This is a genomic window from Collimonas sp. NPDC087041 (genome assembly GCF_044745265.1).
GTDB lineage: Bacteria > Pseudomonadota > Gammaproteobacteria > Burkholderiales > Burkholderiaceae_D > Collimonas.
The window spans coordinates 1-12,408 of the sequence record NZ_JBIUZX010000023.1; the positions used below are offsets into that span (position 1 = coordinate 1).

General features: G+C 49.6%; 15 protein-coding genes. 1 reads left to right on the forward strand and 14 read right to left on the reverse strand.

Annotated elements, in window-relative coordinates:
* Positions 1-89: 89 nt before the first annotated feature.
* The 11 genes from ACIPF8_RS24290 to ACIPF8_RS24340 are packed head-to-tail and all read right to left on the reverse strand — an operon-like array spanning position 90 to position 7,206.
* Positions 90-335: a hypothetical protein gene (locus tag ACIPF8_RS24290; RefSeq protein WP_400426300.1), complete on the reverse strand. Its 246-nt coding sequence runs from the start codon at positions 333-335 to the stop codon at positions 90-92.
* Positions 336-346: 11 nt separating this feature from the next.
* Positions 347-595 carry a phosphopantetheine-binding protein gene (locus ACIPF8_RS24295; RefSeq protein ID WP_400426301.1) on the reverse strand — a complete coding sequence of 83 codons (249 nt, stop codon included), beginning with the start codon at positions 593-595 and terminating at the stop codon, positions 347-349.
* Between the two features lie 47 nt (positions 596-642).
* A complete protein-coding gene (locus ACIPF8_RS24300; RefSeq protein ID WP_400426303.1) occupies positions 643-1,113 on the reverse strand; it encodes a lipocalin-like domain-containing protein in 471 nt (156 codons plus the stop codon).
* Positions 1,114-1,143: 30 nt separating this feature from the next.
* Positions 1,144-1,932, reverse strand: a complete 789-nt coding sequence (locus ACIPF8_RS24305; RefSeq protein ID WP_400426305.1) for an SDR family oxidoreductase — start codon at positions 1,930-1,932, stop codon at positions 1,144-1,146.
* A 2-nt stretch (positions 1,933-1,934) separates the two neighbouring features.
* Positions 1,935-2,696 carry a polyketide synthase gene (locus ACIPF8_RS24310; protein ID WP_400426307.1) on the reverse strand — a complete coding sequence of 254 codons (762 nt, stop codon included), beginning with the start codon at positions 2,694-2,696 and terminating at the stop codon, positions 1,935-1,937.
* Entirely contained in the window at positions 2,689-3,384 is a 696-nt protein-coding gene (locus tag ACIPF8_RS24315; RefSeq protein ID WP_400426309.1) for an enoyl-CoA hydratase/isomerase family protein, read from the reverse strand. Before ACIPF8_RS24315 ends, ACIPF8_RS24310 begins: the two co-directional genes overlap by 8 nt.
* 16 nt (positions 3,385-3,400) lie before the next feature.
* Positions 3,401-4,639 carry a hydroxymethylglutaryl-CoA synthase family protein gene (locus ACIPF8_RS24320; protein ID WP_400426310.1) on the reverse strand — a complete coding sequence of 413 codons (1,239 nt, stop codon included), beginning with the start codon at positions 4,637-4,639 and terminating at the stop codon, positions 3,401-3,403.
* Positions 4,640-4,654: 15 nt separating this feature from the next.
* Positions 4,655-5,392, reverse strand: a complete 738-nt coding sequence (locus ACIPF8_RS24325) for an SDR family NAD(P)-dependent oxidoreductase (protein WP_400426322.1) — start codon at positions 5,390-5,392, stop codon at positions 4,655-4,657.
* A 1-nt stretch (position 5,393) separates the two neighbouring features.
* Positions 5,394-5,873 (reverse strand): hypothetical protein, encoded by a 480-nt coding sequence (locus tag ACIPF8_RS24330; protein ID WP_400426324.1) that lies wholly within the window; start codon positions 5,871-5,873, stop codon positions 5,394-5,396.
* A 33-nt stretch (positions 5,874-5,906) separates the two neighbouring features.
* The gene (locus ACIPF8_RS24335) at positions 5,907-6,677 is read right to left on the reverse strand and encodes a beta-ketoacyl synthase N-terminal-like domain-containing protein (protein WP_400426311.1); all 771 of its coding nucleotides are present in this window, start codon (positions 6,675-6,677) and stop codon (positions 5,907-5,909) included.
* Positions 6,667-7,206 (reverse strand): 3-hydroxyacyl-ACP dehydratase FabZ family protein, encoded by a 540-nt coding sequence (locus tag ACIPF8_RS24340; RefSeq protein WP_400426313.1) that lies wholly within the window; start codon positions 7,204-7,206, stop codon positions 6,667-6,669. Before ACIPF8_RS24340 ends, ACIPF8_RS24335 begins: the two co-directional genes overlap by 11 nt.
* Before the next feature lie 1,141 nt (positions 7,207-8,347).
* Here ACIPF8_RS24340 and ACIPF8_RS24345 point away from each other — a divergent pair.
* Positions 8,348-9,520 (forward strand): DUF2306 domain-containing protein, encoded by a 1,173-nt coding sequence (locus ACIPF8_RS24345; RefSeq protein ID WP_400426314.1) that lies wholly within the window; start codon positions 8,348-8,350, stop codon positions 9,518-9,520.
* A 182-nt stretch (positions 9,521-9,702) separates the two neighbouring features.
* Here ACIPF8_RS24345 and ACIPF8_RS24350 read toward each other — a convergent pair whose 3' ends face one another.
* The 3 genes from ACIPF8_RS24350 to ACIPF8_RS24360 form a co-directional block, all read right to left on the reverse strand.
* Positions 9,703-9,975: a hypothetical protein gene (locus tag ACIPF8_RS24350; protein ID WP_400426316.1), complete on the reverse strand. Its 273-nt coding sequence runs from the start codon at positions 9,973-9,975 to the stop codon at positions 9,703-9,705.
* 74 nt (positions 9,976-10,049) lie between these two features.
* Positions 10,050-10,526, reverse strand: coding sequence for a transposase (locus tag ACIPF8_RS24355; protein WP_400426318.1), 477 nt, complete (start codon positions 10,524-10,526; stop codon positions 10,050-10,052).
* Between the two features lie 301 nt (positions 10,527-10,827).
* On the reverse strand, positions 10,828-12,408 hold a 1,581-nt coding region (locus ACIPF8_RS24360), incomplete at its 5' end, for a YadA family autotransporter adhesin (protein ID WP_400426320.1).

Genomic DNA, 12,408 nt, shown 5'->3' on the forward strand with positions numbered 1-12,408 from the left:
GGGCGAAAACGTACGTCTTTTCTTGCTCATCAAACACCTCTCCTTGGCGAGTATTCTCGCCTAAAATGGTGTCCGGCTTCATTAGACCACTACACCCCGCCCCCTTCAATATACTGCCGATAGTGCAAGGCGTTGACGGTATATAAAGCTGGCTGGACATAGCGGGTATCGCTGAACTGCTCGGGAGGACAGTCCAGGAAAAAATCGCGGATGCTGAATCCTACAATGTCTTCAGCGTTCGCCAGCAACTCCGGATAGACATCAAAAACGGATGCCCCCATGCCTGGGCGTTGCGCACCCTGCCCGGGAAATAAAATTGCGCGATCCGATGCCACGACTGCCCCCCTTACTCTACCGCGCTACTCGTCACGAACATATCAATCAGGCCGTTGATGTTCTTGATATTCTTGAGTTCGGTGCGTGGGATTTTTATTTTCAACTCCCGCATGGCACCTGACACGACAGAAATAATGTCTAAACTGCTTGCGCCGTAGTCTGTCATCGACATTTGCAAATCCATGTTCGACTCATCGATGCCAGCGATCGCGTTGACGATGTGTTTTTTAACAATGCTGGTGATGTATTCTCTGTCCACGATGTTTTCTCCGCTTTGTTGGCCAATAATTCCAGGTTTATTTCACTCTATTCCTGCCTGTTCCAAGCAAGTTCAAACAACCATGGTTCGCCATTGAGCAACAGGCTATCCGTGGTTTCCAGCACCAGCTTCTCATCCGTGAAACTAAAATATCGGCGGAATTCCGTGCCAATCTGATTAGGAATCTTGCTGTTCTCGATAAGATGGCTGACGATTTTCCTATGGTGATCAACTTCATAGCGGCCGCAATAGGTTTCGAACTTCGGAAAATCTGCCACGATCTGTTCGGCAGGAACCGCGCGGACATCATTCGTGCTGAATTTGCGTCTGTCATCGGACGAGATGAATACCATTACGTATTGCTCGGTGTAGGTCAGCATGCCGAACGGATTTTCGCCTATGGGATACATATTCTTGTCGCCGCTTTTACCTATGCAGGATTCAAGCTTCCAGCGGCCGAAAAACTGACTTCTATTGAAGTTAGGCATCATTAATATTTTTATCTGGTTATCAGGCATCAGCCGCTGCAGCGACGATCAAATTTCCTACTATTTTTCAATGAAATGTTCGTAGATTATTTCGATCCATTGTGCAAAATTGTCGGTGAACATTCTGCCGTTGTCGACCGTGATTACTTGGCCGCGCACGGAATCCATCAAGCCGCTGCAGAGCGCAACACTGACGTTGCCAACCGCCTCTGGCTGGACCATGAAATCCGGGTCGAATTTTCTAAGAAACGTTTGTGCCTTCTTGCCAAAAACTAGTTCGAAAGCTTCTGTATCCACCACGCCAGGTGAAATACAGTTAACGATGATATTTTCTCGCGAGCCTATATATTTGGCGAATGTTTCCAAGACGGCCTTCGATGCCGCAACGTAGTCATAGCCTTTTATATGGCAGCTGCGATGGCCTTCAGAAGTGGTTGCGACTACATAGCAGGGATATTGCCCCATACGCTGCTTGATGCAAGCAAGGTACTCAGCAAGCGGCCAGGCATTGTGTTTGATGCTATCCAGCAGCTCTCGAAATTTATAGGCGTCGTTAAACTGGGGAGCAAATGCGGCATTGACAATCAGGGCATCGATTTTTTTGTTGTCTTGCGCAATGGCATTGATCAAACGGACCGTTGCATCCTCATCACTGATATCCGCCTGAAAAAAAACAGGCCGGTTAGAGTAGCGGGAAAAATGTTTTTCAAGCTCGTCTAAATTATCCCCCCAAAAATAAGTGCCATAGACTTTTGCGCCAGCTTTAACAAAGCTTTCAACGGTGGCGCGGCCTATGCCTTTTGTGCCGCCGGTGACCAACACGGTCATTTCAGCAAAATTATTCAACATGGCTAACCCGTGTAATTGTCTTCTACTTGCTGCTCAATATTATTCTGATTGAATGAAACATGATGCATGAATGCCTCGATAGTGCTGGTTTCTTCCAGCATTTTTCGTCTTTCAATAGACATGTATTTTTTTAATAATTCTAGGCTGTGGCGCGGTTTCTCCGCAATCGCAGTGGCTAGTTCAAGCGCTTTGCCCATGACCGTGGCGCGCGGTAAAATATAATTGAAACAGCATTTTCCTTTCAGCTCGCTGCCTTTGAGATAGTTCCCGGTGACCATCATCTCAAAACCAGTGTGGTAGCCAAATGCTTCTTTGCTCATGGCGGTCGAGCCCATGCCCGGAGTAAAGCCCATGTTCATGAACGACATGCCATAGCGGCTTTCTTCCGCCGCTACCAGAATATCTGCATATAAACCTAGTATCAGTCCACCGCCTGTCGCGCTGCCTTCCATCGCCGCAATAACCGGAACCGGTATATTCAAGAAATGCTTAAGATGATTGGCATATTCATGCTCAATATTGGTTTTGTAGTGCACTATCAGACCACGTAAAAATTCTGCGGTGCCTCCGCTGCAAAATATGTCCGGCAAGCCGGCTAGAATAAGAACCTTGATGGTTTTGTCTGTTTTTACAGTGTCGACAATTTCATGCAACTGCAAGCAGAAGTCATCGTCAATTGCATTTTTTTTGGCTGGATCATTAATGCGCAGAAAAACTATCCCTTCGCCATTTTTTTCCAGGCAGATTTTTTTCATGTCAGTCATCGGCATATTCATCGTTGAACAGCTTGACGTCTTCAAGGTAGCGGCGTATTTTCTTGATGGCCAGAGGATCATCCAGTTTATTCTCAAGAAGCTGACAGCCCATGTTCAGCGCGCTCTCGAAAGAATTGTTCTCAGCCAGCAGCATTTTTGTCTCTTCTATAACGGACGGCGGGAGACGAGACAGTTTCTTGATCAGTACTTGCGTATCCCGATCCAGCTCTTCCGGCAAGCTTATGTGATCCACGATGCCCCACTCCAAGGCCTGTTTGGCCGCAATGGCGCTTGAATTCCACACCAGGTATTTGAGATGATGCGGTCGGATACGTTCAAGCAAGCAGGACATGACAACAGCCGGCGTGATGCCGAATGAGGCTTCCGGTAAACTAAAGGAGGCTGTTTCACTAGAGAGGACGAGGTCCGCGACTGCCAGCAGGGCCATCCCTCCGGCGATCACATTTCCTTCGACCTTGGCCAACACCGGTTTGCAGCAGTTCCTGACCATCGCCAGGATATTGCCGAATTGCGATACGAAGCTAGCGTCATAAGTGGTCGAGATGTAAACGAGGTCCATACCCATGCTGAAGCAAGTCGCGCCGCCCGCGAGCACGATGACTTTGTTCTCTGCATTATTCTGCGCTGATGCAAACCTGCTTTCGAAATCTGCCAGCGTGGCAGGATTGAATTTCATAGGTACTGTGACGCATTCATGCATGGCGATAACTCCGCAAATGCTTGTCGATGCGTTCAAGAACGAGGCGCCCGCTTCCGCTGTAATGGCGTGCGCGCCAGTCTTGCAGGCTGTCCTTGTCCAAGCTGTAGTCTTGCCCTTGCATCTGTGCGCTTCGTGCATCTTCGAGTTTTTCGTAAGCCGCCACATCCAGTACTTTGCGCTGGCTCAGTAGCGCATCCAGCATAGTTCCTTGCTTCCCTGCGATTTCTAATGCCCGTGCCCCGACAAGCATGCTGAAGTACTCCGCGCAGGATCCGGAACCGTACGAGTAGATGCCGATTCGATCCCCCTGTTTGATCTTTGGTGACTTCACGATGAGCGAGAATAGCGAAAGAAAAATGCTTCCGCAATAGGTGGCGCCGATTTGCCTTGGGTAAAACAGCGAAGGCATGACTTTCTGTTCGAATGAGGCAATCGACGGTTCTTTGCCGAATTCCCCTTGCAGTTCCAGCAAGACCTTATGAGCCTGTTTGCTGATGCCGGGGAACGGCACGTGATAAATATTGTGATCGAAATAGGCAGCATCGCCGGCTCCCGGCACCTGTTGGCAATACTCGTCGAAGGAATTTTCGAGCCCATCCATATAGGAAAAAAGACTGGCTTCCACATCGAAGGCAATTTCTTTCCATGGCAGCGGGCGGATGACGTCGGTGACTTCATGTGTGTGGATGCCAGATTTTCCGGTTTCTATGACGGCAAAATCCGGCTGCTCTGAAATCAACAATGCAATGGCGCCGGCGCCAAGGCTATATTCCATTTTTCCCTGACGGGTCATGTTATTGCTGATATCTACGTTGATCAGCAATGCCTTCTTCCCGCGATTAAGGCCGGACGATATCCAGGATTCTGCCATCTTCAGACCCGCCGCACCCGCATGGCAGGCCGACTTTAATTCAAAGACACGGCAGGTGGAAGGCAGCTCGAGATAGCGGTGTGCCCAGGTGCTGATGGCCTTTTCCTGGTCCAGGCCCGATTCAGTGGCAGCGATGAACATGCCGATATCCGCACGATCAGCACCGTTGAGCATCTCTCTGGCGCTATTGACGGCAAGTGTGACGGCATCTTCCCACAGCGGCACCAGGCTACGTCGCATGACCAGCAACGATTCTTGAATGTATCTGATATCTCCACCGCGCGCTTGCGCCAATTCAGATAGGTCGAGCGCCAAGCTACTCGGGTAAATACTGATTTTCTCAATGCCGATATTATTCATCAAGCGGCCCAGATGTTAATAAACCCAGTCAATACCCCCGGTCACATTGAAGGCAGCGCCGTTCACATAACTGCTTTCTTTGCTAGCCAGGAACAAAATGGCTTCAGCTACTTCAGAGCCCGCCCCAAGTCTGCCAAGCGGGGTGTGTTGTGTAAAAAACTGTGCGATGCCCTTGGCGTCGCTACCGATCATTGCGGTATCAATCAAACCTGGCACCACGACGTTGGCAGTGATGCCGAAACGGCCATATTCCTTCGCTGTGGTTCTGGTCAGTCCCACCAGTCCCGCTTTTGATGCCGCATAAGCCGCTTGTCCTGATGACCCATCCTTGGCCAGCGAGGATAGAGTGACAATGCGCCCATATTTGTTGGCTATGAATGAGGGCAGGAAATAACGGATCAGATAGAAGGCGCCGCTCAAGTTGGTATTGAGCACCAGGGCCCAGTCTTCATCAACCATCGACACCAGGTTGCCTGGCACATCCATGCCTGTATTGCAAATGACCGCGTCGACATTGGCGAAGTCAGCAAGAACACAATCTCCTACCGATTCCACTGCGTGGCTGTCGGCAACATCCAGTTGGTAGGCGCGGCACAACTGCCGAGGGAATTCGGTTGCAGCAGTATCAAGAAGACGGTGCGCAGCGTCTTTGTTGCGGTGATAACTGAAGCCGACATGCCAACCTTTGCTCAATGCGGTCATGACCACGCTGTGCCCGATGCCGCTGGCTCCGCCGCTGATGAAAAGGCGCATGTCAGTCACGATATCTTCTGAACAGGCTGGCGCTGTTGATGCCGCCCATGCCGAAAGAATTATTGAGAAAAATATCGATTTCTTTTTTTACATTCCCGTGAGCACAAACATTGAGATCGACGGCGGGATCGAGGGTTTCGATATTATGGGATTGATGGAATTCGCCGCGCCTCATCTGCCAGATTGCGACGGCAGCCTCTACTGCGCCAGCTGCCCACATGGTATGTCCGAGTAAGGACTTCGGCGCATTGATAATCAGTTTTTCAGCATGCGCGCCGAACACCTTTTTAATCGATTCCAGTTCCACAACATCCCCCAGTTTGGTGGAGGTTGCATGGGCGCTCACATAATCGATTTGTTCGCCAGAGACATTGCATTTTTTTAGGACATCCTGAATTACCCGGACTTGCCCTTCATGAGACGGATCGCCCAGATGGTTAGCGTCCGAATTGACGCTGGCGCCGAGAAGTTCGGCATAGATCCTGGCATCGCGATTTTTTGCATGTTCTGCCTGTTAAAGGATCAATACGGCGCCACCCTCGGATGGCAGGAAGCCGCTGCGATCAGTGTCGTAGGGTCGGCTGGCTTTGGTCGGCTGATCTTGATAGCCGCTGTAACAGATCGCTTCCAAAATCGTCAACGAGTGCAGCATCATCGGGTGGAAAGACGCCATGGGACAAACCACAGCCACCACCTGTTTCTTGTCCACCTTGATTGCATTGATGGCCGCCTGCATGGCGACGTTACCTGTGGCGCAAGTGCCGCCGACGAGATAGGCCAATCCCTTTGCGTTCAACACTTGAGCCACGGAAGACGAGTGGTCTGTATCAAGCGAATTCAGGCCGCAAAAAGCACCAATGAACTCCGGCTCATCAGCGAAAACTTCTTGCTGGTCCAGCAGATATTTATCGGAGAGGTTATGGCCACCGCAAACTACTCCGTAAGTGAAAGGGTCGACGGCATGTTCGAATAAACCAGCGTCCAACCAGGCGTCGACTGCCATCAACACCGAAAGCTGGACGCCTTTGGTCGTCTGTTTGAATACCCGCTTAGCACGGGCAAGTGTGGCGTCGGGAATATGCCCTTCAAATGTATGTAGTTTGCTATCGGTATCATAATCGGGAAGTTGCCCCCCGATCTTTGAATAGATTTTACTGGTGTCGACATTGCGCCAGTACCCGATGGCCGATTTTCCAGACAACAAATTATTGCCGACTTTATCCAATGTGTCGCCAATAGGGGTGTTGACGGCAATACCTGTTACGACGACGCGATCAGAAGACAAAAAACTCCCCTTTTCCAACGGTGACGATCTGCTCGTTGACCGCAATTTGAGCAATGGCGGTCGCAATGAGCGGGTCGTATTCGACAATGTGACAGCGAATTGTCATCAAGTCGCCGGGACGTACTGCGGACAAATGAAACACCTCGTATATGCGCGTGCCAACTGCATTGGTGACCAGCTCTTCCGCTGGCGGGATCACCGTTTCATTTAACAGGAAATACATCAAAATAAGCGCGGTCTGAAACATGCACTCTTGCTGCAAGACACCGGGATAAAGAGGGTTACTCGGGAAATGCCCACCAAATACTGGGTCTTCTGGGTCTATCCGCCTTGTTGCTCGAATTAACCTGAACTCAAGATTGACCAATTCCACTTTGTCAACCATCAGAAATGGCTCACGATGAGGGATTGTTTTCTTGATCTGTCCTTGACCGAATGATGCGTCCAATTGGTTTGCCACATCCGAGACAAACAACAATTTCGTTTTCAGGTGATTTAGTTCGAGATTTCCCATATTGATAGTAGGCATGAAAGCCGCTGGAAATCTGACTCTTTGAAAGTATCTAGAACAGCGGCGCGAAAATTCATTCGCACCAAATTAATATTCTGTCGGTGTAAAAAATCATATGAGATAGCAGATTCTTAACATGCTCGGATTACATAGAAATAGTTGGACAGGCCACCTCCGTCGTCTTCGGACGCGCGAAAGTTGAAACCGTCACTCCGCTAAACATGTAACAGTACCGGCCGCAATGAAACACCTTTTGCATTTTGGTACTTATTGAAATAAAACGTATAAAACCCCACGGCAACTCATCGTGGTATTCGGATAGGAGTGCTTTGAGTTCGAGCTCGACCTAATGTGTGAAATCACTATAGATCAATAATCCCAAAAGGCAACTGTCAAAAATGTCAGGTGCAGCAGGAACGATGTTCACTGGATTTAAAGGGATCACATGATCGAACTACTACCTTTATGGCTATGCACACCTCTGGCGAAAATTACTGCTGTTCGTGAATTGACACGGTCAGTTTGACCCGCCCGCCATACCCTCGCGAATGCTGCGACGCTGTCATAAGGTCCCTCAAAACCCAATTCCTTCGGGTCTTCATCGCCTTACTAAGCATTATTCGAGGCTGGTACATTCGCAACTAGGTTACCTTAAAAGAGATAACCAAATGTCTTGGCATCTGCAGAAACACCGTCCGGCACCATCTGTCTATGGAAATTACAGAGCCGTCTTACGCGGAGCGGCGTTCGCTCATTGCAATCGACAAATATGCGTTTCAGTTATCGGCCTTGCTAAAGACCGAAGCGGCCAAATCACGCAAGCAACGGCGCACATTGAAGCAGATCGATGCAGGTTCAAGTCCGGCCTCGGGAACCTAGTAAGAGCCCAAGCAGATCCAAAGAAGTACCCAAACCTGAGATAGTACGAGACTTCGCATTTTTTATTCCGTAGATGACCGTTGACAGCCGGGGCAACAGTAGGCAACATTTGGAATAACTCTCTTAGATGCCGACCTGTCTTCAGGAGTTGTCACTATACCGCTCACTGATACGTCGAATTCATAATGTAAAAACTCGACGACAAGACGGCGCGGATATTCGACGGTGATGCCGCCTAGCTCGCAGCTGCGCCTGCTACAAATGAATACTGGAATATGAGATGAGTGATCTGACGTCCAATACGCTGGACAACAAGACCAAAACAAACTGGCCACTGTCGCGCCTTCTGTACTGGCTCATCGTGGCAATTGCGGTCGGTTATGCGCCGCTCGCGATCAACTATATGTGGCGGTATTTCTATCCAGGCACCGTTCAACTTCAGGCCATGTTGACGACTGCCGTCGTAGGACATGATTATGCGACGGGCGCTAGGTCGGTAGACGCAGTTCGTGCCGCAGACTACATGCATAACCGCCTGATCCTACTCATGCATACGACACTGGGGGGGATCGCGCTAACGCTTGCCATGTTCCAGTTCTCCTCCCGTCTGAGACAGCGTTATGCTCCTGCTCATCGCTGGATGGGCCGTATTTATATTGTCTTGATGACGCTTGCCATGTTGGGCTCGTTGAGCTTCCTGGTTCGCACGCATCCAGTGCCGGTATGGGGCGGCCTGGCGTTCGATATGCAGCTTTGGGCACTAGCCCTTAGCACGCTGGCATCAGGATGGCTGGCGCTCTGGGCAATCCGGCGTCGCTACGTCGTTATGCACCAGGCATGGATCGGGGTCAACATCGCACTGATGCTGACCGCGCCGCTCCTGCGCGTGTTCTGGATCGGTATCGGCCCACTCTGGCACAAAGCCGATCTGCTTGGCAATCTGGGGGCCGGTTCAATTTCGCTTACAATTGTCGCACCGGGCGGTGCTGCGATTGCCTTCATGCTGTCTCGTGCGCGTCTGCCCGCGCAACGCTCGGCAGTGCCTGATAGATTGGTGACCGGTTCGCTGGGGATAGCGCTGTTGGCGGCTGCGGGGATATTGGTGTCTGTCCTTCACTGCCGAACCTTGTCCGCAAACTTCCCGTATACATTGCTCATCATCATGCACCTGGTACCTCTCGTCGGCTACTCCCTTCTTTGCTGGATCGGCTACACAAATGCGCGAAGCAAAGGACAAGCTTTCGCGGTATGGCAATGGCACGTGCTACTGATCGGCGCCGCCTGCGTGCCGATCGCGACCAACTTAGCCTGGTGGGTGGGCGAACTCGTACTGACTCAGAGTGACGCCTTCTTGGCGTCAACCATGATCGCCGCGGCTGTTCCTATCTTTTTATCTTTTGCCGTGGTTGCTGACACCGTCGGTAGGCGGACGCGTTCTCTTCGGTCGCGGTGACTCAAGCAGTTATCTGTTAGAGATAGCCTACATGGTAATGTCTAGCTCCATACTGCACAATTTGATATGTTGTCTCCCCGTTCAATTGGCGATTCAGACATCTGATCAGTATGCTACGTCCTCTAGACCTACATATACACTGTTGCAAAGATGCTACAGCCGATCTGATTCACTCGTTCCACCTACTCTAAAATTTTAGCCTTATAATGATTGAGCGCCATCTCGCAATATGCCCTCAAAGCATCAACATTGCGCTCTCCATCTATATAAAAAGTCATGACCTCGTCCAATTTCGGACTGTTAAGATGAAAAGCCACGGATATGTCCCCAGCATCTGCACCATGACCAATTTCTGAGTCCAAAAAAGCATGTACGCAAATCGAAAAGCTTTCATCAAATTCGATCAATTCGTTTTCACTTGCAGCTGTAACATTTAACTTAATAGAGCATGTCATAATCGCTCTCCCTGCGAGAAAAAAGAAAACTGCGCGAGCCAATAGTTTATCGTGAATGATGACGCTTCTATTAGCTATCTCGTGCCAACTTCTACTAGCGTAATCCAATGCGATGCAGAATCTTCCGCCGCAGTACCGCTCCTCGTTGTGCCAATACTCGGAACTAGAGACGACTTGTAAATTTGTCGCCTAACTTTTCTATCAAATTTTTGTTTTATATTTTTTTTCTGACCGTCACAGTAGGCTATAATTTTTTTTACTAACAAATACATATCGTAATCAGCACTTAGATCTTCAGCTATTTGCTGCCAATGACCACTTTCGTACCAACGCTTTACACGCATGTAGATAGTGTGCCATTTCCCAAATTTTGGTGGAAGATCCACCCACATATGCGTATCAGAAACATACCAAAGTACAGCTTCAATAAACAATCTATTATCACGACCACGACCTCCAGGCAGCCCAGCTTTCCCCAGTAGTAGCGGCTCTAGCTTTTTCCACTGATCGTCTCTAAGTTTGATATCTAATTCACATTTAGAATTAATCATAACAATCCCTTTTTCCACTTTTTCAAACAGCTCCCCATTTCTTGCAATTTACCAACCAAAATTTAACTCGTATCACGAAAAGAGGAACTCAACAAAGCACGTTAAATCTCTGTATCTCTTGAACGAGAAGAACCGTTACACGCGAATAAAAGACGGGCTTCGGACCGAAGCCCGTCTATATAAGCTAAAGAAATTGGTCTCTTCAAATTAAGAAAAATAATTTTCTAGCTACAATTACTTTCAAATTCATCCTAGCGTCACCTAGCCCCCAATCTGCAACTGCTCAAATTTACTCATACGCTTACCAAGAATATCCCACGCCTGCATTAATCAGTGTGCGACTAGCCGAGGTGGTACTTACACCGAATTTTATGACCGTGCTCTGATTGACACGGGCACTAGCCCCAATAGCAAGAGCTGTATAACCAGCATAAGTACCGATTCCCGCACCTAATGCAAATGTCTTACCATAATCAACTTGCGGAAGACCGGCCAAAGCCCCAGCCATTGCAACTCCGCTATATGCAATGCGCTGAAGGTCACCAACTTGATTTTGCACGGAATTCAATTGGGACACATTCACGGCGTCAGTTGGATTGATACCCGCCGCCACGTTGGTTATACGACGCTCGCTTCCAGGGGACCCAACAGATACTGTATTGGCTTGATCCGCTATAGAACCTGCCCCCAGAGCCACCGAATTAGTTCCGGTAGCTTGTGCTCCAGCACCAGTCGCGACAGAATTATTACCCGAGGCCAGTGAATTTTGCCCAATCGCGACCGTAGGATCGCCAGTTGCCTGGGCATTATTGCCGATCGCCACTGATCCAGCTTGTGACGCTAAAGCGCGGAACCCCACTGCAGTAGTATTGGCATCTGTTGCCTGTGCATTCGAACCAATTGCCGTTGCGCCATCTTTAGTCGCCTGCGCACACAAGCCCGTCCCTGTCGCGTCGATACCCTTGACCGTGCTGCATGTTGCCGGCGTTACACTGCTAATCGCCGTGCCGCTAGCGCCACGCGTCTGTACCGTACCGTCGCTATTGGCGCCACCGATCTCAGTGACACCAATCGTCGAACCGTTAGCCGTAGCAGCACTTAATGCATCTGCGAGCGGCTTCAAGGAAGTCGACAATGAGTTGATATTATTTAGATTTGTTGAAATCAATGTTAACTGCCCCAACCCCGTTGACAGCGAACTGATGCCGCTAGTCGCTGCGCTCAAGCCGGTTGACGTTGACGTCGACAACGACGACACGCTACTGTTGGTAGAATTCAAGCCTGTAGACAATGAACCAATACCGCTTACGGCTGTGCTCAAGCCTGTCGACGTCGATGTTGATAACGACGACACACTACTATTAGTCGTACTCAACCCCGTTGAAAGCGAATTCACACCACTTTGCGCAGTACTGATCCCCGTCGACGTCGATGTCGACAACGAAGACACGCTACTATTCGTCGTGCTTAAACCCGTTGAAAGAGAAGTAATGCCCGTCAATGTTGACGTAGACAAAGACGACAATTGACTGTAATTCACGGCGTCAGTTGGATTCACGCCAGCAGCTACATTCGTGAGAGTCACTGGCGTTGTCGCACCAACCCCGCCCAAAGTAATGCTGGTGTGACTTGGATTGTCATATTGAACAGAGTTAGCAACTCCAGTCGACAGTGAGGAAATTCCCGTCGATAACGATGTTACGTTGCTATTGGTCGTGCTCAAACCAGTGGACAGCGATGTGATACCTGTCGAAGCCGAAGTCGACAACGATGTGACGTTGCTATTTGTCGTGCTCAAACCAGTGGACAGCGATGTGATACCTGTCGAAGCTGAAGTCGACAACGACGTGACGTTACTATTGGTCGTGCTCAAACCAGTGGA